17 protein-coding genes, 1 tRNA gene and 1 other RNA gene are annotated in these 24,676 nt (G+C 39.5%); 10 read left to right on the forward strand and 9 right to left on the reverse strand.

The window, feature by feature from the left end:
* Window position 1 precedes the first annotated feature (1 nt).
* The 6 genes from R9C00_24855 to R9C00_24880 form a co-directional block, all read right to left on the reverse strand.
* Window positions 2–3,130, reverse strand: coding sequence for a glycoside hydrolase family 2 TIM barrel-domain containing protein (locus R9C00_24855; GenBank protein ID WPO34929.1), 3,129 nt, complete (start codon window positions 3,128–3,130; stop codon window positions 2–4).
* Between the two features lie 126 nt (window positions 3,131–3,256).
* Window positions 3,257–6,214 (reverse strand): DUF4982 domain-containing protein, encoded by a 2,958-nt coding sequence (locus tag R9C00_24860; protein WPO34930.1) that lies wholly within the window; start codon window positions 6,212–6,214, stop codon window positions 3,257–3,259.
* Between the two features lie 253 nt (window positions 6,215–6,467).
* Complete coding sequence (locus R9C00_24865; GenBank protein ID WPO34931.1) at window positions 6,468–7,844, reverse strand: alpha-L-fucosidase; 1,377 nt, start codon at window positions 7,842–7,844, stop codon at window positions 6,468–6,470.
* 42 nt (window positions 7,845–7,886) lie between these two features.
* Entirely contained in the window at window positions 7,887–8,207 is a 321-nt protein-coding gene (locus R9C00_24870) for a hypothetical protein (GenBank protein WPO34932.1), read from the reverse strand.
* Window positions 8,208–8,701: 494 nt separating this feature from the next.
* Window positions 8,702–12,775 carry a two-component regulator propeller domain-containing protein gene (locus R9C00_24875; GenBank protein ID WPO34933.1) on the reverse strand — a complete coding sequence of 1,358 codons (4,074 nt, stop codon included), beginning with the start codon at window positions 12,773–12,775 and terminating at the stop codon, window positions 8,702–8,704.
* Window positions 12,776–12,995: 220 nt separating this feature from the next.
* A tRNA-Thr gene (locus tag R9C00_24880) sits at window positions 12,996–13,068 on the reverse strand.
* 207 nt (window positions 13,069–13,275) lie between these two features.
* Here R9C00_24880 and nth point away from each other — a divergent pair.
* The 4 genes from nth to dapA all read left to right on the forward strand — a co-directional run bounded on the left by nth (window position 13,276) and on the right by dapA (window position 16,755).
* Window positions 13,276–13,920, forward strand: coding sequence for an endonuclease III (gene nth / locus R9C00_24885; protein ID WPO34934.1), 645 nt, complete (start codon window positions 13,276–13,278; stop codon window positions 13,918–13,920).
* Between the two features lie 58 nt (window positions 13,921–13,978).
* Window positions 13,979–14,989 carry an SMP-30/gluconolactonase/LRE family protein gene (locus R9C00_24890; protein WPO34935.1) on the forward strand — a complete coding sequence of 337 codons (1,011 nt, stop codon included), beginning with the start codon at window positions 13,979–13,981 and terminating at the stop codon, window positions 14,987–14,989.
* A gap of 214 nt (window positions 14,990–15,203) precedes the next feature.
* Window positions 15,204–15,749 carry a hypothetical protein gene (locus tag R9C00_24895; GenBank protein ID WPO34936.1) on the forward strand — a complete coding sequence of 182 codons (546 nt, stop codon included), beginning with the start codon at window positions 15,204–15,206 and terminating at the stop codon, window positions 15,747–15,749.
* 112 nt (window positions 15,750–15,861) lie between these two features.
* Window positions 15,862–16,755, forward strand: coding sequence for a 4-hydroxy-tetrahydrodipicolinate synthase (dapA, locus tag R9C00_24900; protein ID WPO34937.1), 894 nt, complete (start codon window positions 15,862–15,864; stop codon window positions 16,753–16,755).
* Window positions 16,756–16,832: 77 nt separating this feature from the next.
* On the opposite strand, the gene R9C00_24905 is transcribed toward dapA, so the two are convergent.
* Together R9C00_24905 and R9C00_24910 are read right to left on the reverse strand one after the other, a co-directional pair.
* Window positions 16,833–18,497, reverse strand: a complete 1,665-nt coding sequence (locus tag R9C00_24905) for a hypothetical protein (protein ID WPO34938.1) — start codon at window positions 18,495–18,497, stop codon at window positions 16,833–16,835.
* A 44-nt stretch (window positions 18,498–18,541) separates the two neighbouring features.
* Entirely contained in the window at window positions 18,542–20,305 is a 1,764-nt protein-coding gene (locus tag R9C00_24910; GenBank protein ID WPO34939.1) for an ATP-binding protein, read from the reverse strand.
* A 328-nt stretch (window positions 20,306–20,633) separates the two neighbouring features.
* Here R9C00_24910 and R9C00_24915 point away from each other — a divergent pair, with 328 nt between their 5' ends.
* Window positions 20,634–21,119, forward strand: coding sequence for a GNAT family N-acetyltransferase (locus R9C00_24915; GenBank protein WPO34940.1), 486 nt, complete (start codon window positions 20,634–20,636; stop codon window positions 21,117–21,119).
* A 100-nt stretch (window positions 21,120–21,219) separates the two neighbouring features.
* A complete protein-coding gene (locus R9C00_24920; GenBank protein WPO34941.1) occupies window positions 21,220–21,963 on the forward strand; it encodes a DUF2490 domain-containing protein in 744 nt (247 codons plus the stop codon).
* A gap of 54 nt (window positions 21,964–22,017) precedes the next feature.
* On the opposite strand, the gene R9C00_24925 is transcribed toward R9C00_24920, so the two are convergent.
* A complete protein-coding gene (locus R9C00_24925; protein WPO34942.1) occupies window positions 22,018–22,311 on the reverse strand; it encodes a hypothetical protein in 294 nt (97 codons plus the stop codon).
* A 212-nt stretch (window positions 22,312–22,523) separates the two neighbouring features.
* Here R9C00_24925 and ffs point away from each other — a divergent pair.
* From ffs to R9C00_24945, 4 genes are all read left to right on the forward strand, one after another.
* Window positions 22,524–22,620: signal recognition particle sRNA small type (gene ffs / locus R9C00_24930), an RNA gene on the forward strand.
* A gap of 168 nt (window positions 22,621–22,788) precedes the next feature.
* A complete protein-coding gene (gene fsa, locus R9C00_24935) occupies window positions 22,789–23,442 on the forward strand; it encodes a fructose-6-phosphate aldolase (protein WPO34943.1) in 654 nt (217 codons plus the stop codon).
* Window positions 23,443–23,659: 217 nt separating this feature from the next.
* Window positions 23,660–23,863, forward strand: a complete 204-nt coding sequence (locus R9C00_24940) for a fructose-6-phosphate aldolase (GenBank protein ID WPO34944.1) — start codon at window positions 23,660–23,662, stop codon at window positions 23,861–23,863.
* Between the two features lie 44 nt (window positions 23,864–23,907).
* Window positions 23,908–24,615 carry an ATP-binding cassette domain-containing protein gene (locus R9C00_24945; GenBank protein WPO34945.1) on the forward strand — a complete coding sequence of 236 codons (708 nt, stop codon included), beginning with the start codon at window positions 23,908–23,910 and terminating at the stop codon, window positions 24,613–24,615.
* Window positions 24,616–24,676: the final 61 nt, after the last annotated feature.

The raw sequence follows: 24,676 nt of genomic DNA on the forward strand, positions 1-24,676 counted from the left end.
TTTACTTTGTTTCAAATGGTTGGATTGTATAATTGTAATAATATTCGCTCGGAAGCAGCTGGTATATCAAATGCGGTTCGTCTCCCCAACTATTATCACCTCCTATGCCCATCATTCCGTAATCAATGTTTAGGTAAATTTCGTTGCGTTTTTTCAAGTCGAACTGGTGTTGCATATTATCCTTTTTGTTTACTTCATTATTATAATCGCTCTTTTTATAATACTGAGCTCCAAAACACAAAACAGGCTCGCCACTCACTGTAAACCCTATCTTATCATTTTGGAATTTCACCCAGCGTACATCAGTCCGATAACCATTTTCCTGTGGGCGGATGTATGGAAAATACAGGCCATCGACCGTGTTGGAATAGAGCCCAACAAATGCTGATGACTTACGGTCTGAATAGTTCTCGTGCGGGCCACGTCCATACCACTCCACATTTTCTAATGAGGAATTTATTACAAGCTCGTTACCAACACGTGGCATATTTGGTTTTCGCACATTAGGAGCCTGAACAATTTTATTTTTAACTTCAATTTTTGCAGAGGCATACACATGAAATTCTGTAAAATAAGTAAGGTTAACTTTGGGCATTTTTCGCTCTACAGAAATAACAAGCTCTTTACTGTCGAGTTCTTTAACTTCAAAACTTGTCACTTTCGCCTCCTGATTGGCATCTTTCCAGACTTTCCTCTTCTTCACCATGTTAAAACCATAATCATTGTCGGTTGGTACACGCCAGAAATCAGGTAAGGGACCTTTCTTAATTATTACCTCTCCAAGAAATGACATGGTGTGAAATGTCCCTTCCTGCTTATCGAAAGAGACAACCATATCCCCAGCAGTTACCTCAATGCTCAACTCTTTTTCTTCCCATTGAAGTTCTCCCACATTTTCAGGGGTTTCTTGCCCTATTCCTGCTTTTAGCAAAATCTGCTCAGTTGCAACAACATGCCCCTTAGGCAGCAGATCAGTTTCTTCTTTTTGCAGAAAATAGAAGTTTACAAAATACTCTCGCCCGTCGTTTTCAAATCTGCCCAATTCAATTTCAATCTCTTTTTTTGCTTGAGGTTCCAAATCGACAGAACCAACGGATTTTGTTTCAACAACTTCGCCATCAGCCAAAATCTCATAGCGATAACCATACTCGCTAAGGTTGGTGAAGAAGAATTTATTGTAAATTTCAAAGAGCCCTTTTTTTACATCAATCGCCGAAACCGAAACATTCTGATACACTTTTTTTACTTCAAAAATGTGTGGGTTTGGTTTACGGTCTGGCCCAACCAAGCCATTCAAACAAAAGTTATTATCATTTCGCGAACCTTCTGGCTCTAGGTCACCACCGTAGGCAAAATATTCTTCGTCTGAATCGTTTTTAGCAACAATTCCCTGATCAACCCAGTCCCAGATGAAACCTCCCTGAAGTGCCGGGTATTTTTCAATAGCCTCCCAGTAATCTTGCAAATTGCCTACACTGTTTCCCATGGCATGAGCATATTCACATTGGATTGCCGGGCGGTAAATCCCAGGCATTTTTGCATAGTTTTCCAACTCCCATTTGCTAGCGTACATCGGGCAATAAATATCGGTATGCCTTCGTAGGCTAGCTTGCTCGTATTGCACAGGGCGGTAGTCATTTTCTTTCAACCAATCATAACCAGCTTCAAAGTTACAGCCATCTGCCGCCTCGTTCCCTAGTGACCAAACAATAACCGATGGATGGTTTTTGTCACGTTCGTACATACTCTGAATGCGGTCGAGATGGGTCAGTTCCCACTCGGGTAAATCGGCAATATGCGGCAATTTGTATGGCGCTTGTTGTGCTGCACCCATTCCGTGCGATTCGATATTTGCCTCATCACAAATATATAAACCATACTTGTCGCAAAGTTGGTAGAAATAAGGATCGGAAGGATAGTGACAAGTACGAACAGAGTTGATATTATACTTTTTCATTAATTTAATATCTTCTTCCATCAGCTCTCTTGTGATGTAGTGGCCAGTAACAGGGTCGTGCTCGTGACGATTTACCCCCTTTACCAATACCGCTTTGCCATTTACCAGTAGCTGTCCATTTTTAATTTCAGTAGTTCTAAAACCTACTTTTGAACTATGAACCTCAAGCACTTCACCCTTCTTGTTTTTTAAAGTGATGAACAGGTCGTATAAATTCGGTTGCTCTGCCGACCATTTTTTAACATTTGGCACTTCACCTTGAAGGGTACTTATGCCTTTGCCATTTTTCAGTTTCAAACGAACATTTCCACTGAACTCTCCCGTTTCCCCTTTCAATAAATACTCGACATTTACAGTTTCGCTTTTGCCTGCTACAGAAGAAATTTTTGTTTGGAGATTAAAAATCCCATTTGTGTAGTTTTCATCCAAAGAAGCAATCACTTTGAAGTCTTGCACCCTCACTTTAGGAGTCGAATACAAATAAACGTCGCGTTCAATGCCGCTTATCCTCCAAAAATCCTGACACTCGAGAAATGACCCATCCGACCAGCGATAAACCTCAACTGCCAATGTGTTTTCACCCTCTTTCAAGTATTTCGAGATATTCCATTCGGCTGGTGTTTTTGAACCTTGGCTATATCCCACCTTTTCTCCGTTCACCCACAAATACATAGCTGACTTCACAGCACCAAAATGAATAAACACCTCTCGGCTTTCCCATCCAGCCGGAATAGAAAATGTTTCCCTATAGGAGCCAACCGGGTTGTAATCATCCGAAATATAATCCATAAACGGAGGGACGGGACGTTTTCGAGGAGAGAAGTCAAATGGGTGGTTCATGTACATCGGAATTCCGTGCCCCTGAAGCTCCCAGTTTCCAGGTACTTTAATTGTTCCCCAAGCCGAATCATCAAAATCAATTTTATAAAAATCAAGGGGTCGGTCAGCTGGTTTTCTGACCCAGTTAAACTTCCAGCTTCCATTTAATGATTTATAAAATTTTGATTCTTGCAAATCGAAAGAACGTGCATTCTCTTTACTCGCAAAAGGGACTGAACTTACTCGGGGTTTTTCCTTATTGATACCAACCACAGATGGGTTTCGCCAATCCTGAGCTGTTAAATAATTGTACGTCAAAAAGCAAAAAAATGCGATAATTACTGTCTTAGCCATTTTATTAATTTCAATTTACTAGGTTAAACTATTTTTTACCTGCAAACCCGACCCTGTTTTTGTTCGGGATGCCTAATCCTCCTTATTCCAATGTACTTAGTAGCACTTGCCAAGGTTGAACGAATCCTACTCTACTAAAAGCAGCTGTAGATTCGGTCCGCTTTGCCCTGTAGTTCGCAATTCTATATGGTTGGCCCCAGCCACCAAAGCCTGAACAGTAACTACTTGTTTCCAGTTTGAACTCCACGAACCACTTGGTTCGAAAGTAAGAGTTGCCACTTTTCTATCATTAATAACAAGATCCATCGGGCGCAACGATTTTTTATCATTACTGGCATAACTTATTTTTAAAGTAAATTGTCCAGCACTCCCATCATTCTCCTGGTACCAAGTTACCTTTCCTTCTTTCCCCTTAAAATCGAGGTATTTTATATCCTTGTTGGCCTGAGCAGAAGCTCCAGAGAAATCGGCATCAACGGCTCTCATTCCGCTAACATGTTTTTCGGTTTTACGAATTGGCTTTTCCCAACTAAGCCCCAAGTCTTTGTCAAAACGTTCTTCCATGGTTAAAATAACTTTCCCATTTCTTACTACTATGGCTTTAACCAAAGTTCCCAATTGGACAGAAAAAGGTTCTTTGTACAAATCACTGTTTTCTGTAGGTTGGCTGCCGTTGGTGGTATAAAATACTTTATAGGTTTCGGGCGAGCTCTTTCCATTCAAACTAATAGACTGAATATCTATACTTACCCTATTGGAAGTTAGCAGTTGTTTTTCGCCAAGTATGGCACCCGCAAAAAGGGTACAAGGTTCATCTGCATTATCGTGCTGGTAAAATGCCCGTGTTAAGCCCATAAAAGCCTTTTTGGTATCAACTCCAATGTTTCTTGTAGTATCAACAGGGTCGCCATTTTCTAAAGCCAGCAATTTAGCTGAACCAGCTAGGTGGAAGTAGACCTTGTTTTCACCATAAGGATATAAAACGCCCAGTGAATCGGTGATAGCAATAGTGACTATTTTTAAGCCTGTATTTTCTTTTGCATTCTCCAAACTCAGCTTCAATTTCGCTGGCTTCCCAGACGTAGTATGTGACGAACGCTCCACTTCTTTTCCGTTTTTATACCCGATGGCAAGCAAAGTCCCCTCCTCGTACGGAACCATCCATTCGCACTGCATCTCATCCCATTTAGTACCTGGCTTATTTTTTCCTAAAGATTTTCCGTTGAGGAACAACTCTACCTCATCACAATTGGAATATACCCAAACAGGAATCTCTATTCCTGCTTCCATCAACGGATGCGTCCAATGGGGTAAAATATGCACCATCGGTTTTTCTGTCCATTGGCTTTGGTAGAAATAAAACAAGTCTTTCTCGAAACCTGCAACGTCAATTGCCCCACCCATAAAAAGACGGAAGGGCCAGCCTCCATGAACATAACCGGCTTCGCCATAGTAATCGAAACCGGTCCAACGGAAATGGCCGCTGTACCAAGGCAAATCGCGCATTAACTCCCAATTTTTACGGGCCGAAATGCGAACCATCCCATTATCGTAAGATGAATTAAAGTGTTGCTTCCCATTTACCCATGTATCTTGAGAAGCCCACTCGTAATGAAATATTTCTTTTTCAGTTAAATCTGGCAATTCAAAAGGTTGCTGGTTCTTATTCGGATAGCCATCTCTGAACCAAGTTTGTGTACGATAGTACCCACGTGTTTGCCAAGTGTGTGGCGCTTCGGTAGCTACAAAAGGTTTATCGGGCCGCTTTTTAGTATAAAAACCTTGCTTTTCACTTCCTCCATTCACCCCAAATACATCCATGTACTGCGAAGCACTATGTCCCGATGTTACTAGCCGTGTTGAATCTATCTCGTGGCATTTGGCAACCAGTTTTTCCCCTATCTCTCCTCTTGTTTCATTTCCTAAACTATAAATTACAATAGACGGATGGTTGCGGTTTCGCTTCATCCATTCCGTTAAATCAGCTTCCCACCAACTACTAAATGCCTGTGCGCCATAATCCTCTCGGGCTTTACGCTTCCAACCATCAAAAATTTCATCCATTACCAGAAGTCCCATTTCGTCGCACAGGTCGTAAAACATTGGGGGATAAGGGTTGTGAGCCGTCCGGATGGCATTTACACCCATTTTTTTCAATAATTCCAATTTCCATCTAAGTAGAGGTTTTGTCCATGCTCCGCCAACTGGTCCGCCTTCATAATGCTCACACACTCCCAGCAGCTTAGTGTTTTTTCCATTTAGCCAAAAACCAGTTTCATTTTTCCATTCAATTTTCCGGATCCCATAGTTTGTGACAACCTCATCAACGAGCTTATTATTCACCCATAAGCTACTGGTTATTTTGTACAAATAGGGTGAATCGGGACTCCACAAATTGACTTGTTTTAACGTAAATTCTTTAACGGCATTCAATTCAGCATTCTCCGTCCACTTTAATGGTGTCCGGTCGTGCTTCAAGAGGTTGCCCGATCCATCGGTAATAGACGTTTCCAGTACCGCTTTTACTTTCTTTTTAGTGGTATTTAAAAGCTCTGTTTTAATTTTTAAGCTAGCTTTCTCTGCCGAGGCAAGGGGTGACGTTATGGAAATTCCGTTGGGTGCAATGTATTGTTTATCAGTTACTATTAACCTAGCAGGGGCGTAAATTCCACAAGGGTGGTACCAACGCGCTGACGGTTCTTTGGAATTATCAACACGGACGGCAATACTGTTTTTGCCTGGCTTGAGGTATTCTGACAAATTATAGCGGAATGAAATATAACCGTACGGACGCTTACCCAAGTGATGCCCATTAATCCAAACTTCGCTGTTCATATAAACTCCATCAAATTCAATTTGAACATGTTTGGATTCCCAGTCTTTCGGAACATTAATACTGGTACGATACCAGCCAATCCCGCCTTCAAAATAACCGCCATTTGCACCTTGCGCACCATTTCTGACAACGCCTTTTTCATGCGCCCAGTCATGAGGAATACTTAGCTTCCGCCACGCTGAATCGTCAAAATCTGAACTTGAAAAGTGCGGATCATCTTCTAAGATAAACTGCCAGTTGGAATTCAAACTTATGTACTCACGTTGTGAATAAACATTTGTGTACAGAAACAAGGTAAATAATATACAAAGTAAAAACTTAACTCTACTCATCTCTTAATTGATTTGTGTTGTTCTTTTAGCCGAAATTGAGGGGGAGTAGCTTCAAAAATAATTTTTATTTCTTCAGCCCGTCAGAATATTAAGCGCCACATTATCAAACTTTGAAATATACAAATTGTGCAAAACCCATTACAATACACTACAACTATATCTCTGAAGTCTATTCCTTTAAAAAAATTTCGATTACAGGTATTTCTACATTCGGTTTGTTTGTAGGCAATATCAGGTTAATATCGTTATCACTGGTTTCCTGCTGAACCCAATGCCCATAAGGCTTACCAACTTTAATCTCTGATGCATCATGAAGAAACTGAGCATATTTGACTTTACCGCCAAACCCACGCATTAAAAAGTTTTTCATAGGGTAGTCGAGAAGGTGCACATATAACCTATTTGTTTTAGAATTATATGTTAACAATGTATTGTCTGGTATCAAAAATTCACTAGGAGCTTGTGTACACTCATAAATAGAACGACTATTATATTTCATCCACTCCCCCATCTGCTCTAGGGCTTTATCAGCACGATGATCGAAAGTTCCACGAGCTGTTGGCCCAATATTTAATAGCACGTTACCACCTTTGCTCACCGATTCGATTAACAAAACCAGTAGTTGCTTTTTATCTTTCCATGTATGCTCGTCACGATAGTACCCCCATGACCCTGAAAAAGTCTGACAGGTTTCCCAAGGAATGCGCACTCCGTTTTCCTCAGGCCACTTTTGTACTTTAAACTGCTCTGGTGTGGTGAAATCCCATCCGCCTGCATACTCCTTTAAGTCTGAACGATCGTTTACCAAAATTCCGGGTTGTAGATTACGAACCATTTTCATTAGCTCAATGGCTCCCCAATCATCCTTATCTTTTCCAAATTTCCCAGGATACGAGTAATCGAGCCATAAAACATCAACCTTTCCATAGTTAGTAAGTATTTCACGAACCTGATTTTTTAAATATTCACGATAAATACTCATATCTCTGCCCTTGTTCAGTTCATCGTATTCTTTTGGTGTATAGTTTGATTTTTTGGGGTAAACCTTATCAATAGTAAATTCAGGATGATGCCAATCGATAAGTGAATAGTAAAAGCCTATTCCAAGTCCTTCAGCACGGAAAGCATCCACCCATTCTCTTATAATATCTTTCTTGTAAGGCGTGCTTGTTATGTCAAAGTCGGTATATTCCGAATCGAACATACAAAAGCCATCGTGGTGCTTTGTTGTAATTACTGCGTATTTCATTCCGGCAGCTTTTGCTTTTTTTGCCCATTCTGTTGGGTCGAACAGATCAGGATTAAAAACCTCAAAATACTTTTGGTATTCCTCATCCGACATCTTTTCATATTTTTTCACCTTCTCGTGCCGGGCAGCCTGTGCATAAAGCCCCCAATGGATAAACATACCAAACCGGGCATCTGTCCACCACTGCATTCGTTCTTTTTTTGCTTCTTCGGTTTCGTCCCAGATTTTCTTCTGAGAAAAAGAGTTTTGACATATTACCGTCAAAAACAGGATTGCTAGTACTATTTTCTTTATCATTATTTGATATTATTTATTTAATCAAACTATTTATGTTGCCTGTTAATTTACTCGGCATATTTTATGTATTGAACCGCTTAAAAATTTTATAAATGGATGTTGGTAGTTTTCTAAAAAAATAATGAAGGGGATAAAAAAAGAGGGTTTCATTTCGATAGGTTTTGCTTGTCCAACTAGAAGATCTTCAACTGCTTTAGTAGCCGTAAAATGAGTCACCACAACTTCTTCCATCAATGAATTGCAAGTCCCTAAACAAACAAGACGAGTGCAATAATGCCTGCTGCCATTAATATGAACAGTGTATATAGGAAGTATATAAAAATGCCCATCCGTCTTATTTGCTTTTGTTTTTTCATCGTACACTCAACAAATTTTTAAATCCAGATGGAAAACTAGTAGGAAGAGTATTTTACGATTAACACAAATTCGTATGATGCTAACACAAATTCATATTCGGCTATTATGAGTCATTAATGCCCCATTTTTGATAAAAAATGACCCTATAAAAGGTTATGACCCGTAAGACTAATAAGGGGTCAAAGAACTATGGTTGGGGAAACATCAATCAAGATAAAACCCAGTATGGGTTTCACTTTTGTAGTTTTGGCAACTTAAAATCAAAACAATGCCGCATAGCCTATCCCGTATTTCGGCAGGATATTGCAAAATTTCAGCTAATAATGAGGTTTCTGCAACCCATACTGGGTTGTTTTATATAATTTGAAACTTCCTACAATAATGGGACCCTCAGCAGGGCTCTTTTCTCAAAACCCCTACAAGATTAGCACGGGAGGGGCCAGGCTTCGTCGAGAGCCTGGTGGCCTACGAACCATTAACTCTTCAAAAAAATAATTCAGCTATTTTTGGGCAGCAAACTGACTAGGAGTCATCCCGTACATTTCCTGAAAACACTTTGAAAAATAGGATCTGTTATTAAAACCTACCTGATAAATGACATCGGTAATATTTGAGCTAGAACCTTTCAGGAGTTGACTTGCTTTTTTTAGTCGAATGTTTCGTATAAACTCATTCCCCGAAAGCCCGGTTATGGATTTGATTTTTTTATATAATGCAGAATGACTCATGCCCATAGATTTGGCTAAAAAAGTCACTTTAAGATCAGAATCAGATATATGAGCTTCGATAATATCAGTTACTTCAGAAATAAAATTTTCATCAATTCCCGTAGCCGTAATATCAGAAGGGTTGATTAGTGTCCCCTTATTAAACTTTTCACTAAGCAGTTTTCTCGAATTTATTAAGTTCTCAACCCTCGCTAAAAGGTGTTTGGTAAAAAATGGTTTGGTAATATAATCATCCGCGCCCTCTTCAAGTCCATCTAGGACATTCTCAGGTGAGTTCTTAGCTGTTAACAATATTACAGGAATATGACTTGTATCGAACTCGGATTTGATTTTATGACAAAATTCTAATCCATTCATCACTGGCATCATGATGTCGGAAATGATTAGTACAGGATTATGCTCTCTCGCCAACTCAAAACCTTGCTTCCCGTTTTCAGCTTCCATTATCTGGTATCGTGTTACCAGGTTATCACATAGGAATTTCCTCATATCATGATTGTCTTCTACTACCAATAGAAGTGGGTGCCCCTTACCCAAAGTTGAATTGGGAGGATCAGCTTTAGGTTCAATGGTTTCCAGCATTTGTTCTTTCACAAAGGGTTGTTCAACCATAGCGGCTTTTCCATTTGCGACAGACTCCACAGCCAGAAGCGGAATGAGGACACGAAAAACGCTTCCTTTTCCCAGAGTGCTATGGACTAGAATTTTCCCTTCGTGCAATTTGGCATAGTCACTACTCATGGATAAGCCAATACCAGTACCTTTCTGAATATTATTATCTAAGCCCTCTACGTGGTAGAACCGCTCAAAAATATGCTCCAATTGGTCCTCGGGAATCCCCTTACCGGAATCTGTTACGGAAATCTCAATATACTCGGTTCCTTGTTCTTGAATAGGGTAAGATAATTTCACCTCTACCTTCCCATTCCTCCCCGAATATTTGAATGCATTCGTAATGAGGTTAAATAAGATTTTATCAATTTTATCCTTATCAAATTGGCATAAAAGCTCCTTGTAATTAGTTACAAAAGAATAAGATACACTTTCGGCTTTTGCCAGTTCTATAAAATAGGTATAAATATCCTCAACCATTTTGACCATATCCCCATTTTGCAACCTAAGTTCTAGCCCTCCTTGCTCCAGCTCCCGCATGTCCAAAATTTGGTTAACTAGCCTCAGAAGCCTTGAAGCATTCCTTTTCATCATTTTCAACTGACCTAATACCACCTTATCTGAAAGTCTCTGAATCATTTGGTCAACAGGTCCTAATATGAGCGTGAGAGGCGTCCTGATTTCATGAGATATATTAGTGAAGAATTCCATTTTTAATTGATGCAATTCTTCATCACGTTCGTGCTGCAGCTGTTCAAATTTGATCTCATTCTTGAGTTTCGTTCTAATAATCGTCTGCCGGGTAGCCAATCCCCCAACCATAATTAGGGTAAGAATATAGGATATAAAAGCAGTAGTAGATGCCCACCACGGAGTGTCTATGTGGACTTTTATTATTCTTGTTACATCACTCCAAATCCCATCTGAATTAGCTGCCTTCAGACTAAAAATGTAATCTCCAGATTTAAGGTTGGAGTAAAGAGCCTTTGGATAAGCGCCATCAGTCATCCTCCATTCGTCATCGAAACCGTTAAGGCGATAAGCAAATTGATTGGATTTTGGTGAAGCAAAATGAAATGCGGAAAAAGTAAATTCAATGGAATTCTCGCTATATCTTAAGCCCAACTCATCGGTCAAATGCACTACCTTGTTGGTCAGCCTTCTGCCATTAAACTCGTCTTTAGCGCTTAGCTCATTATTATTAATGGTGATTTTTGTTACAAGAGGAGCAGAAACATATTTATCTTCATGAATTTCAATAGGGTCAAATGAGATATAGCCATCTAAGCCTCCAAAATAAATAATACCTTGCTCATCTCTGAATGAACTATTCTTCACGAATCTTTTAATTGCCAAATCGGTCCCTACCATATATCGTTTAGCAATCTTGTCCTCTTCATCTAATTCGATAATGCTGTTAGTACTGGAAATCCACAGCCTACCCGTTTTTATATCCTCTTCTATACTATAAATATCAATATTCTCCAGCTCTGATACCTTTTCAAAATGATCCGATTTTGAGTTCAATTTATAAGCTCCATGCCTTGTACCAATCCAAATTTGCCCATTGCTATTTGGGTATAGGCAAACGATATTAACCACGTTCTTTTCAATTGACTCGCTGGCCAACATGTATTGAGTAATTGAGCCACTACCAATCGAGTATTTATAAACTTCGCCGAACCCTCCAATAATCCAAACATCATCTTCCTTTCCCCGAATGATATCATTGACTTGTATGTCTTTCAAAAAGATAAAATCTGGATTCGATACTTTTCCATCTAAAAGATCAGACGAATTAATATCAAATTTCAGCAATCCTTTACCGCTTGACCCTACCAAGTACTTATCAGGCTCATATTCGAGAATGGAGGAAACATATTTTGAAACCCTAAAATCTGTTTGAATGTCAAAATACAGAAAGTTATTCTTTTCAGGGTCATAAAGGCTTAGCCCTCCTGTAGTACTTACCCATAGGTTATTTGAATGATCTGAATATATTTCACCGATAATATTAGACCCCAAACCAATATCCATTTGTTGGGTGTACCATTGTTCATTTCCTTCAGTATCAATTTTAATAAGCCCTGAAGAGCCGCCTAACCAAAGGCCTACATTTTCTTGTTTGTAAATCGCAGTCACTTCAGTCCCTGTAGCAGCTCCAGACTGATCGATCTTTGCAATAGGGTAAAGATCAAACCGCTTTCTATTGAGGTTATAACTTGATAGCCCGTTGTTTGTACCACACCACACCAACCCAGACCTATCCTTATAGATATCGATAACAACATCGTTGCTCAAAGAATTACTCAGGAATGGATTGTGCCTGTAAGTGGTGAACTTTTCCTCATCAATATCAAATATTGACAAGCCTTCATCAGTCCCCACCCATAATTGATTACTTGAAGGACTCTCAATGGATTTTATTGTATTATTAAATATCCCATCATACCCTAACTCTTTTCGAAATACCTTAAACTGTTTGGTCACCAAGTTAAACTTAGCCAATCCTGTTTGCATGCCTACCCAAAGCATGTCAGGATCTTCTCCTCGGTGAAGGGATATTACAAGGTTGTTGATCGGGTCAAAATCCTTTCTCACCACAGGATAATAATGACGAAATGTTTCCGATACAGGATCAAACTCGTTCAACCCATCAAAAGTACCAATCCAAAGATGCCCATTGCTATCTTTCGTTATTGCTCTTACAATATTGTGAGATATACTCTGACTAGTTGCTGTGCCTTGCTGATACTTTTTGTAAGACCCATCCAAAGGATTAAACTTTATCAACCCTTCATTTGAACCCAACCAAATTACAGAATCTGATTTGATAAAAATTGCACGAATAAAATTTAACTGTTCCGACCCTTCTAATATAAAAGATGTAAAAGCTCCAGATTCCCTTGAATATTTGCTGAACCCTTGTCCTGTACCCAGCCACAAGTCATCAGCATTATCACTGTCAATGCAATTAACTGTTGAGTTGACCAGGCTTGTACTATCGTTGGGTATATGAAAAAAGGTTTTCATATTATAACCATCATAACGGTTTAGACCATTACTAGTACAAACCCAAATGAACCCATCCTCATCTTGATGAATGTCATTGACCATAGGGTCGGATAGCCCTTCAGCAACACCCAATTGATTGAATATAGGGTTTTGAATTCCATACAAATAATCAGAACTGACTAATAAAATAGTCCAAATGATAAAGTATCGTCTGATCATTCTATTTAATTTCTTAAGTCATAATAGTAGCTACAAAAGCTTCAATGCTTTATGCCTGTCCAGAAAAATCTGATTTACAATTATAGTAAATTAATCAGCTTCGTAGTAGAACTTGCTTCGTACTGAAATAAATTGATAGGCAATCAACTTATTTCAAAAAGTGGAAAAGTGGAAAAACAAAAAAAGGCAGTCACATTTCTGTAACTGCCTGATTTTCAAGAGCCTCCTCCCCGGATCGAACGGAGGACCTACTGATTACAAGTCAGTTGCTCTACCAGCTGAGCTAAGGAGGCTTGCTTTTTGATTAGCGAGTGCAAATATAGATATTGTTTTATTTTTGTCAAATATCCACCTGGAATTTTCTTATTTTTTTTCTTAAAAGGGCCATAACTAACAGATTACCAGTAAGTATAATCTCATATTTTTTCCATAATCATACATTTCACCTTTCCCTTCTTATATTTGTCGCCTATCAAAATTGATGTAAAACACCATTCCCTATGACAAAAAAAGAGAAAGCGACCGAGATCATGAATATGCTCGAAGAGATTTACCCCAAAGTCCCTGTGCCTCTTGATCATTCTGATCCATATACCTTGCTGGTTGCGGTACTGCTTTCCGCCCAATGTACCGATGTACGGGTCAACCAAATCACTCCCAAGCTTTTCTCAAGGGCAAACAATCCTTACGACATGATAAAACTGTCTATCGAGGATATAAGGGAAATCATTAAACCTTGTGGGCTTTCCCCTTCCAAATCGAAAGCGATCTGGAACTTGTCGAATATCTTAATAGACAAACACGGTGGCGAAGTTCCACAGACATTTGAAGAGCTGGAGTTTTTGCCAGGCGTAGGCCACAAAACGGCTTCGGTGGTCATGTCACAAGCTTTTGGTGTTCCTGCTTTTCCTGTAGACACCCACATCCATAGGCTCATGTACCGGTGGGGCTTATCGACAGGCAAAAATGTAGAACAGACGGAAAAAGATGCCAAAAAACTCTTTCCTAAAGAAAAATGGAACAAATTGCATCTTCAGATCATCTTTTATGGCAGGGAATATTGCCCAGCAAGGGGCTTCGTATTAGAAAAATGCCCCATAACAAGTAAATTCGGGAGGAAAAGCTTCATCAATAGCTTGAAGTAAACCCCAGATTTTTATACATAAGCTATTCACTTTATTTAATTATTTACAACTGAAGATTATGCTACATAAACTATTAACTTTTTCACTATTGATGACCGTATTGGCATCTTGTGGTACTCAAAAAAACGAATCCCCAGCCGAAGAAGAAATTGTGGAAACTGAAACCGAACCTCAACTTATGAACCTATCCGCTACGCTCGAACTAGATGCGAAGGCACAGCTTGGTGAAGGTGCTATTTGGCATCCTGAAGAAAAGAAATTCTACTGGATAGATATAGAAAACAAAAAGCTCCACATCTATGACCCTGCCGATAAGTCTGATAGAGAAATAACCATGCCTTCGCGCATAGGTACCGTTGTCCCGGCCAAAGAGGGGGGCGTACTCGTCGCATTGGAAGGAGGTATTTTCCATGTGGATTTGGAAACAGAAAACCTTACCTTGCTCAATAACCCTTTGGAAGGGCAAGAAGCCATCCGCTTCAACGATGGAAAATGTGACCCTCAAGGACGTTTTTGGGTAGGCAGTATGAAACTTGACCAATCTGCCAAGCAAGCAGATTTGTACAGGTTTGATACGGACGGCACCGCTCATCACATGCTTGACAGTATTACTATTTCAAATGGAATAGTTTGGTCTCCAGATCACAAAAAAATGTATTATATTGATACGCCAACAGGGAAAGTCCAAGGGTTTGACTACGATGCCGAAACAGGTGAAATATCCAATGGAGAAGTTGTTGTTCAAATACAAGAAGGAATGGGCTACCCAGATGGCATGACCATAGATAGTGAGGGAATGCTCTGGATAGGCATGTGGAATGGCTTTGGAGTAACCCGATGGAACCCAAATACAGGGGAGTATTTAGGCAAAGTAGAAGTACCTGCTCAAAATGTGACAGCTTGTGCATTTGGTGACGAAGATTTATCTACCCTTTACATCACTACGGCTAGCATAGGTACAGACGCCCAAACACTTGAGAAATATCCACATTGCGGTGGAGTTTTTTCTGTGAAAACGAACTTTAAAGGCAGCCCAGCTTTTTATTATGCTGGCAAAACCTCCCAATAAAAACACAAAAGGGGTTGGCAAACCTTTTCATACTTTTGCCAATCCCTTTTGCCCTATACCTTATAATCTCATACACAATTAAAGCGATCCAATCAACTAAACTTTAAGCACTCGCCATGCAACTAGTTTGTAGGTCCTGAAAACCAGTAAACTGTTTGTCTTTGCGTATAAATGTCTACATTTGTGAACTATTTTTAATCCAACATACTATAAAATGTTAAAGGATTATTTCTTAAAAAGGAAAATAAATAAAGCTTTACAGAAGGAAAAGAGCCCACACACCACCTTGAACTATGATGATGTTCGTAAGGTGGGTGTATTGATATACCTTCCCAAAAAAGAGCAACACAAGTATATTAACAAGTTTGTGAGCGATTTGAAGGGAGAGGGAAAAGAAGTGGTGGCCTTAGCTTGCTTTGACAACAAGGCTCCGGAAGAAGCTTTCAATTTCAGATTTCATTACCTCAGCCCCGAACATGTTTCTTTTTGGGGAAACATCACTTCAGAAAATGCCTTGAGCTTTGCAGAAACCAGCTTTGATTATTTGTTTTGCATCACTGCCGACCCAGATATGATGGGCGTTCAATACGTATTGGCACATAGCAAAGCCAAATGCCGAGTAGGTATCTACCAAAAAGGCATGACTAATTTTTATGAGCTAATGGTCGCACTGAAAGAGGGAGAAAGCATTGAAAAGGGTATTAAGGACATGAGGCATTATACGAAAGCCATTAATAAAAATGAATACGAAATGGCTTAAGCAGCCTTAGAAAGGCTTTGATCAGGACACCCTTTCTAAGCATTAATTTTCATTTAGTTACCTCAAGTAGGGACTACTTTTTATGACTAAATTATTACCAGATTATTGAGAAATGGCAAATTACATTCAGCAATATAGCGGAACAGGAGTAGCGCTGGTCACCCCTTTTGATGGCAATGGAGAAGTTGATTACCCAGCACTTAGGAAGCTGCTGAACCATACCACTCCACATGTAGAATATTTAGTCGTAAATGGCACTACAGGAGAATCTCCTACTATTTCTGTTAGCGAAAAGGCGAAAATTTTAGAATTAATCATAGAACATGCTGGTGGCAAACCGGTGATGTATGGAGTTGGCGGAAACAATACTGCCAACGTAACTAAAGAACTTAAGGAGCTATCTTCGACAGGAATAGACTCAATATTGTCCATTTCTCCTTACTACAACAAACCTTCACAAGAAGGTATTTACCAACACTACATGGCTGTGGCTGATGCTTCGCCTGTACCTGTTTTAATGTATAACATACCGGGCAGAACTGCTTCTAACATGTCTGCCGAAACCACTTTGAGGTTGGCAGAACACCCCAACATTATGGGGTCGAAAGAAGCTGCGGGAGACATCACCCAGTGTTTTCAGATAGTAAAACATAAACCAGAGGACTTTCTACTTGTTTCTGGTGACGATCTAATGGCTCTTTCTATGATGGCTATTGGCGGAGCAGGTGTGATCTCGGTTATAGCCAATGCATTTCCTGCCGAGTTTAGCGCTATCATCCGCAAGGCTCTGGAGGGAGATTTCAAATCTGCTCACCAAGACCTTCTTCCATTTGTTGAAAATACCATTTTGCTATTTGAAGAAGGCAACCCTGTTGGGGTAAAAGCAACCCTTGAGCTACTAGGGCTTTGCAGTTCACAAGTAAGGCTGCCTTTGATGAAAGGATCGGAAGAGCTAAAAAGAAAAATATCAAAAGCACTGGAACAACTACAAAAACCTGTAGCATAATAGCTTTATATAAGCGATAAAAAAATGGGCCGCTCTTTTAAGGAAAGCAGCCCATTTTGCATAAAAGAGATGACTTACTAGAACGTATCCGTTTCAAACTCGATCACTGCCTCCGAAGTATTTCCTAAAAGATCGTGGGCAATTATTTTTATGCTGTATTTCCCATTCTTTTTAAACCCTTGAACCGGCGCTATATAACGCTGCATTTTTCCTTCATCTATCTGGTATTCTACATAGTCCACACCCACTTCGGTATCTATAGCCGCTAAAAAGATAGTTGTATAAGAAGGATATTTCCCCTCAGCATTTGGCGTAATAGCATGTTGCGAAGTAATAGTTGGACCTTGAGCATCTACTATAAAATAGGCATCCAACATATTTTTATTATTTACATTATCATACCCATTAAAACTCAACTTGTTCAAGCCAACTTTCTCAATGGAAATTGGAGACTCATAATCCAACTCTCCTGCTTCGTCATTTAGGCTATACGTGATTTTTTGAACTCCCGATTCTTTATCACTGGCAGTTAAGACAACCTTTGTCTCAGGTGAAATGTAAACCGTATCTCCTTTGTCAAAAGTAACCCCTTCAAAAGAGTGGCTGATAGTTGGGCCAGTAAGGTCAACATAAATTACCCCAACGCTATGCTCGAAGTTTCCATTAACTTTGTTATCCGTACTATCTATAGCATAAAATTTCACATTATGAATACCAGAGCGGTTTGGTAAGTAAAAAGGACCATCATAGGTAATAAAAGAATCAGAATTTATGGCATACATCAAATCTTTAACTCCCGATTTATTATCTACTGCGGTAAGTTTCAGTTTTGTTCTTCCAGAGAAATATACCCTATTCCCAACTATAAACTTATCTCCCAATACGTCTGCCGACATAATAGGAGCACTTTTATCAAGATAAAACTCTACCGACTTCTCTTCTTCTTGATTTTTGACATTATCAATAGAATAATAACTCAATGTATGGTGGTCATCCGATAAATATTTGAAGGGAATAGCCCCTCCTTTGTACAACCTATATTCCTCGTTATCGAATTTATAATACGTCTGCGCCAAACCCGAAACCGAATCTCCTGCGGTCAAATAAATAGAAGAATTGACTGAAACTATACCCTCCGAAGAAATCCCAACAATATTGTGGAATGACTCGGGAGGAGTGGTATCCACTATAAACTTTTTATCCTGAGCCACTTCAACATTTCCTGTTTTGTCAACAGCATAGTATTTATAAGAGTACTCCCCCTCTTCAGTAAAATCATATTCCGCATACTCTGTATAAGCGCTACCATTCACCGAATGATAAACCTGACCTAGACCCGACATTTCATCTTTAGCCATTAATGTTACCGAAAGTCCTTTTCCATAAAACCGCCCTTTTGAAGATGAATACGTTGGAGCATTTACAAAAGAGGATGATGTTTTAGGAGCTAGACCATCGGCATGGATCATGAACTTATCGATGTCATTCGTGATGCTATTAGCATGTTTTAATACATGGACACCGTGCCCTTCTAAATAAACCCCCTTAGGTTTGTTAGATTTTAGCTCAAGGCGTTCTCCATCAGGACTTGTAGATATATACAGATAAACAGGTTCTTCAGCTTGCTGAAAATAGCGCCCTGCTGTATCCAAAAAAGCATTTTTAGGATGTTCCAGCTGGTTTTGCGAATAACAAAGGCTCGCAGTAGCAATAGCTAATGCTAGTGTAAAGAATACTTTCATCTGTCAAAAAATTATGAACAAAGCAGTTAAAAATTAAATCCTAATTAGTTTAACGGTAAAACAACCCTAAACTCCGAGCCTTGCCCCTTGACACTTTCTACCTCTATCCTCCCACTCATCGCCTCCACCTGCAATTTTACCAAGTAAAGCCCCAAACCTCTTCCTCCTCCAAACCTAGTCTTTCTCTTATAAGGCTCAAAAATCTGATCATAATCGCCTTGATCTATCCCTATTCCATTATCGATGACTTTCAGGCAACAGGTCTCACTATTAGACGAAGATACAACCTGAATTTCAGCATTCTCGTTTAGCTGTTTATATTTTGCCGCATTTGAAATAAGATTAAACAAGATATTTTCCAAATACGCTTTAACCGATTTGACCGTGGGCAATTCGTCGAAATCTACTTTAAGTGTTGCCTTGGACAACTCTAGCTCATCTTTTAAAGAAGCGGTTACACAAGAAGTAATTTTTTTTAAATCTATATATTCCAGAGGAAGTTCTTCATTTTCAGCAATGTTTAGTAGAACTGTTATTTCTTTCACCACCATATCCATTCGACCGACTGTAGAAACCAAACCATCAAACACTTTGGCATTCAAAGGGTCTGCAAGGTTTTCTTGGTTGATAGTCTGGCTCAACCCCAAAACTGTAGCTATTGGACCTCTTAAATTGTGGGAAATGACATGGGAAAACTGGGATAGCTCCAAATTTCTTTTTTTCAACTTAATAACCGTAGTCTGCAATTCTTCTGTTCTAGCCGCTACTTGGGTTTCTAAATCCTCGTTCAACGCTGTTATTTGAGCATTTTGCTTGTCGAGGGAATGATTCAACTTCTTATTTTTCCGATAACCTATAAAAAGTAATATTGAAAAAACAAAAACAAACCCAAGACCTATGGAGATTATTTTTGAAAGAGACTTTTGATAAACCACTTCCCTTTCTCCATCTAATATTCTTGCTTTATCTAGCTCTCTTTCTTTTTCCAAAAGAGATACGGCAAGATCCTGCTTACTCATTTTTTCCATCAAGCCTTTCACCTCTTTATTGAGCATAGAAACCTCTTCCTCCTTTTCCCTAAGTTGCTTCTCTGCCCTCAACAAAGCCAGCTCTTTTTGCTGTTTTTCAAGCTCAAGGCGCAAAGCCCCTATTTTTGTCTCCTCTACCTCCTTATTTGCCTCTTCAACTTTCTCTCGCTGGATCATCTCATGAAATGTACGGTAGAGGTTAAAATAATGGATTGCCTGCTCTTCATTTCCCGCTTTTTCGTAGGTTTCGGACAACATCCCATAGCAGCTTTTCATCTGCGCCGCATCGCTCATCTCGGTAGCTAGCGCCAATGCTGCCTCAAGATGTTTTGCAGCTTCTTGGTGGCGCGTAAGGTTATTCAGCACCACCGACTTATTTATATGTGTAGAAATTATTTCTGGTTTGGCCCCATAAGCCAACCGGTATTCTAATGCTTCGTTAAAATACCCAAGAGATTTTTCATACTCCTCAATATCCGAATAGATCATCGCTAAATTGCTCTGAATTTTGGCAATCCCACTCTGGTTATCTATCAACTCATTCAGTTCTACCGACTTATCAAAATATAGGATAGCTTTACCGTGGTCTTTTTGCTCCCATGCCTTTATTGCTGCTTCGTTCAAAAAGCGCGTAGCTTCCTTGTAATCCTTTTTTTTCTCAAACTCAGCAGATTTCTTTAACAAAGCCTGTACATCAGACTCATAATCAACGTTTTTTTGACCATAAGCAAAGAATGGCATAAAAAACAATAAAAAAACGAGTATTTTTCTATTCAACATCGCTGATCAAAACAAATAGTATTCGTTGGACTCTATTGCAAAATTAGATACAGAGGCAATAGCATGATAAAAAGTCATATCTGAAACTCAAAGATACCTATTTCAGATTTCTAACAACCTAAGCTTATACTTTGTTGTAAAGTATTCCATGTTAATAATTCGTATGTTTTTTAAACATTTACAACCTTATCTGTACAATTTTACTTATAACTTCCACCTATCTAAAGTAAACGACTTCTATTACTTTTTTTTGAGAAATAGAAATCTTATATAGACTAATCTCAGAGTAAATTTAAGATAAATATTTTCAAACATCGCCCTAATCAAGATGAATATTAGAGAAGCTACAGAATATGACTTTGAAAAAATTTGGCCATTTTTTCACTCTATTGTTTCTGAAGGAAAAACCTACTCTTATCCTCAAAACACCACCAAAGAAGAAGGAATAGAGCTTTGGATTAAAAAGCCAAGAAAGACCTATGTATACGAGGAAAATGGAGAAATACTAGGAAGCTATTATATCCTAACCAACAAACTAGGAGCAGGAAGCCATGTTTGTAACTGTGGGTATATGGTATCGCCAAAGGCAAGAGGCAAAGGCGTAGCGACCGCTCTTTGCAAGCACTCTCAAAAAACAGCCTTGGAACTGGGCTACAAAGCCATGCAATTCAACTTTGTTACCTCTTCCAACGAAGGGGCGATCAGGCTATGGACAAAACTTGGCTACGACATTGTTGGTAGGCTACCAAAAGGATTCAACCACCCCACCAAAGGCTTTATTGATGCTTTGGTTATGTATAAATGGCTGGTTTAATCCACTATTTTCAGCATTATTCGTTATATTTATTGAGAATCAAATTCACTACGGGATTTTTTTAGCCCTTTTTATCACTCACAAATACATACTATCAACTATGAAACTCACTACTTTAACAGTTGTGCTACTTTGCACTACAGTGAGCCTTTTTGCCCAGCCGACCAAGCAGGTAAAATACGGTAATGTGCAATGGCTCCAATATTACAACCAAACCAACATCAGCGAAAACTGGAGCTTGCTAGTGGACGGTGGCTACCGTTGGTCTGAACAGTTTTCCGCTAGCTCGCAATATGTAGCAAGAGCCGCAGCAGGGTACTATTTGACTGATGATATAAGAATAGCGACTGGAGTTGCGCACCTCGGTTTTTATTCGGACGGAGAGGTCAATAGAACAGAAATAAGACCGTACCAGGAATTAAGAATAAGGCAGAAACTCAATCGTATTGGATTCAATAACCGGCTGAGACTAGAGCAACGGTTTTTCCATATCAAGGCAACAAAAGAGGCGAAGGCTTCCGATTCATTCAATTACCGGTTCAGGTATCGCTTCCAGTTTGCAATCCCCCTTGTAAAATCATTTCCCAACCAGCCCGACCAAGCGCTCTCGCTCCAATTAGGCGACGAGATATTCTTGAACGCAGGCAACGAGGTGGTTTATAATATTTTTGACCAAAACAGAATACTTCTAGGCACTACATACAAAGTGAGTCCACACTTGGCATTTAGCTTTACTTACAGCAATACTTTTGTAGCAAAAAATATTGCTGAAACCTATACCCATCTTGATATTTTTTGGGTAGGGATCAAACACAAAATTGATCTTACAGAACCGGTCAATTAAGACAGTCAGGTAAAAAACATGCATGAGCATTGAGCTGCCCATGCACGTTTGTGACTATTCAAACCCAAACTCGGTAAGGTAATCGGCTTCTGCTTCCAGCACAGTTCTAATCTCTTCGGTAGTGTAATCTAATCCCTCTAGCATGGCTGAAGTACGGATGAATCTTACTATTTTATTGTGGCTCGTCCCTTCATAATCTGCTCCAGCAGTTTTTTCATAATAACGGTTTTGGTATTCCAAAATCAGAAATACATCATTGGGACTTAAGTCTTCTTGGTAAGTATCGGGCAAGTGTTCGAAAGTCCCATTCAATACACCTTCAGGAGAATACATTTGTACAGATATCATAAGCTTTTTTAGGTTTGGTTAAATCTATCGCTACTAATATCCGAAGTCAGACCGTAAGCTATTTATGTTGTCATTTTTTTGATCAAAAAACACCTAATATAATTATAATAAACAATCTTGTAAGTGATAGCAGCCCTATCTCTCTCCAAACCCCTTTATTAAAAATCTTTGAATTGCATTTGGGAGTAAAGCAGCAATGTTTTACTTTTGCAGCGGCAAGTCGATACGACCAGCTCCTGAGAACTCCCCCAGGTCCGGAAGGAAGCAAGGGTAATCGGTCGTAGCGGTGCGATATTGGCTTGCTTTTTTTTATGACCAACCAATAAGATAACCAACAACATGCCCTTTGGCATGTCCCGACGATGAACTAAGCGGTTCGGAATGGAATTGACTAACACAACCAGTTTGGTTTGTTGGGAACAAAATATAGCTTTCCCCCTTTACCTATTCTTTCATTTTTAAACATCTTAAATTCCAATGAAATTCTTCATCGACACGGCTAATCTTGACGACATCAGAGAAGCTAAAGATTTTGGTGTGCTTGACGGCGTTACTACCAACCCTTCGCTTATGGCGAAAGAAGGCATTAATGGCAAAGAAAACATTCTTAAGCACTACGTAGATATTTGCGAGATTGTAGGAGAAGGTGATGTTAGTGCTGAGGTACTTTCTACCGACTTCGATTCTATGGTAAAAGAAGGCGAAGAGCTTGCTGCTTTGCACCCAAATATCGTGGTAAAAATACCTATGATAAAAGACGGTATTAAGGCTATCAAATACTTTACTGACAATGGTATCCGTACAAACTGTACGTTGGTATTTTCTGCTGGTCAAGCTATTTTGGCTGCAAAAGCTGGTGCTGCTTATGTTTCTCCGTTTGTAGGAAGGCTTGACGACATCACTTTTGATGGAATGGAGCTTATCGAACAAATCGTTGACCTTTACGATACTCAAGGGTTCGCTACTGAAGTATTGGCTGCTTCTATCAGATCTGGCCTGCACATCGTTCAAGCTGCTGAGCTTGGTGCTGATGTAGCTACTTGCCCACTTAGCGCAATCTTAGGATTGTTGAAACACCCATTGACTGACAGTGGCTTGGCTAAGTTCTTAGAAGATGCAAAGAAAATGTAGTCTTTGTATTTAAGAAAAACAGTTGGAACGCCTCTTGTATTCACAAGGGGCGTTCTTTTTTTGCACCTGCCCCATTCATTTCTTTACAAGAAAATGGGGTATCTTACTTTTTGAAAGGATATTTATAATAAACATTTTACTTTTGAACACACTTACTCTCATAGGTGTTTTGATAGCGAGCTATTAAGCAGCAACTTTAAGTTTAATTGTCAGACATATGCATATCATTAAAGTAAAAGGAAAGGCTAAAATCCCTGATTATATTCAGCTTCGCGATGATGACTTTGTGTTGGTTGCCTATTTTAGGGCGGATCGACCCATTAAAAAGCCCGAAAAATATGGGCTAGAAGGAAAAGAAGAAGCTTTTCAAGAGTTGATAGATTCCCTTCCTTTTGGTAAAATCCAAAAACTGGAACTATAAGCTATTTTTAAAGAAAGGTCTTTCAATTATTAACTCAGATTCAATTGGCAGAAGACAACGAAAACATCATAAGTGTAAGGAATACCAGCATTGTTCGTGAAGGGAAAACTGTTATTCGTAACCTGAGTTTCCAACTAAGAGAAGGAGAATTTGTATACCTCATTGGAAAAACGGGCAGCGGCAAATCATCTATCCTCAAAACGCTATATGCTGACCTAGAGCCGCTGGGCGGAAGTATTCATGTGGCGGGCTATGACCTTGGCAAAATCTTGAAAAAGCAAGTTCCTTTCCTTAGGAGAAAACTGGGAATCATTTTCCAAGATTTCGAGCTCCTCGACGATCGCTCCGTAGAAGAGAATCTCACCTTTGTGCTAAAAGCTATGGGCTGGGCGGAGAAGCAAAAAATAAAAGATCGCTCTCATGAAGTATTGGAGCGGGTCGGCTTGCATAACGTGAGCCACAAGCTCCCCCACCAACTGTCGGGCGGTGAGCAGCAGCGGGTCGCCATTGCCAGAGCATTGCTCAACGATCCACTCGTGATTTTAGCAGATGAACCTACGGGCAACCTCGACCCAGAGGTAGCCTACGAAATACTAGACCTTTTTGCCAAAATAAACCAGAATGGAACTGCCATTTTGATGGGTACGCACAACCACTCCTTTTTGCGAAAGCTTCCGGCAAGAGTACTTTATTGCGAAGAGCAAGAACTCAAAGACGTAAGCAAAGACAGGGTGGAAAAAAGAATGGGTTGATTTAGGGTTTAGGGTTTAGGGTTTAGGGTTTAGGGTTTAGGGTTTAGGGTTTAGGGATAAA

Source organism: Flammeovirgaceae bacterium SG7u.111 (assembly GCA_034044135.1).
Taxonomy (GTDB): Bacteria; Bacteroidota; Bacteroidia; order Cytophagales; family Flammeovirgaceae.

Bases quoted from the DNA above. Each gene is read 5' to 3' on its own strand.
- nth (WPO34934.1), top strand. From the start codon at position 13,276: ATGACAAAAAAAGAGAAAGCGACCGAGATCATGAATATGCTCGAAGAG.
- R9C00_24855 (WPO34929.1), bottom strand. From the start codon at position 3,130: ATGGCTAAGACAGTAATTATCGCATTTTTTTGCTTTTTGACGTACAAT.
- R9C00_24925 (WPO34942.1), bottom strand. From the start codon at position 22,311: ATGATATCTGTACAAATGTATTCTCCTGAAGGTGTATTGAATGGGACT.
- R9C00_24895 (WPO34936.1), top strand. From the start codon at position 15,204: ATGTTAAAGGATTATTTCTTAAAAAGGAAAATAAATAAAGCTTTACAG.
- R9C00_24865 (WPO34931.1), bottom strand. From the start codon at position 7,844: ATGATAAAGAAAATAGTACTAGCAATCCTGTTTTTGACGGTAATATGT.
- R9C00_24940 (WPO34944.1), top strand. From the start codon at position 23,660: ATGCATATCATTAAAGTAAAAGGAAAGGCTAAAATCCCTGATTATATT.
- R9C00_24905 (WPO34938.1), bottom strand. From the start codon at position 18,497: ATGAAAGTATTCTTTACACTAGCATTAGCTATTGCTACTGCGAGCCTT.
- R9C00_24915 (WPO34940.1), top strand. From the start codon at position 20,634: ATGAATATTAGAGAAGCTACAGAATATGACTTTGAAAAAATTTGGCCA.
- R9C00_24890 (WPO34935.1), top strand. From the start codon at position 13,979: ATGCTACATAAACTATTAACTTTTTCACTATTGATGACCGTATTGGCA.
- dapA (WPO34937.1), top strand. From the start codon at position 15,862: ATGGCAAATTACATTCAGCAATATAGCGGAACAGGAGTAGCGCTGGTC.
- fsa (WPO34943.1), top strand. From the start codon at position 22,789: ATGAAATTCTTCATCGACACGGCTAATCTTGACGACATCAGAGAAGCT.
- R9C00_24875 (WPO34933.1), bottom strand. From the start codon at position 12,775: ATGATCAGACGATACTTTATCATTTGGACTATTTTATTAGTCAGTTCT.
- R9C00_24920 (WPO34941.1), top strand. From the start codon at position 21,220: ATGAAACTCACTACTTTAACAGTTGTGCTACTTTGCACTACAGTGAGC.
- R9C00_24910 (WPO34939.1), bottom strand. From the start codon at position 20,305: ATGTTGAATAGAAAAATACTCGTTTTTTTATTGTTTTTTATGCCATTC.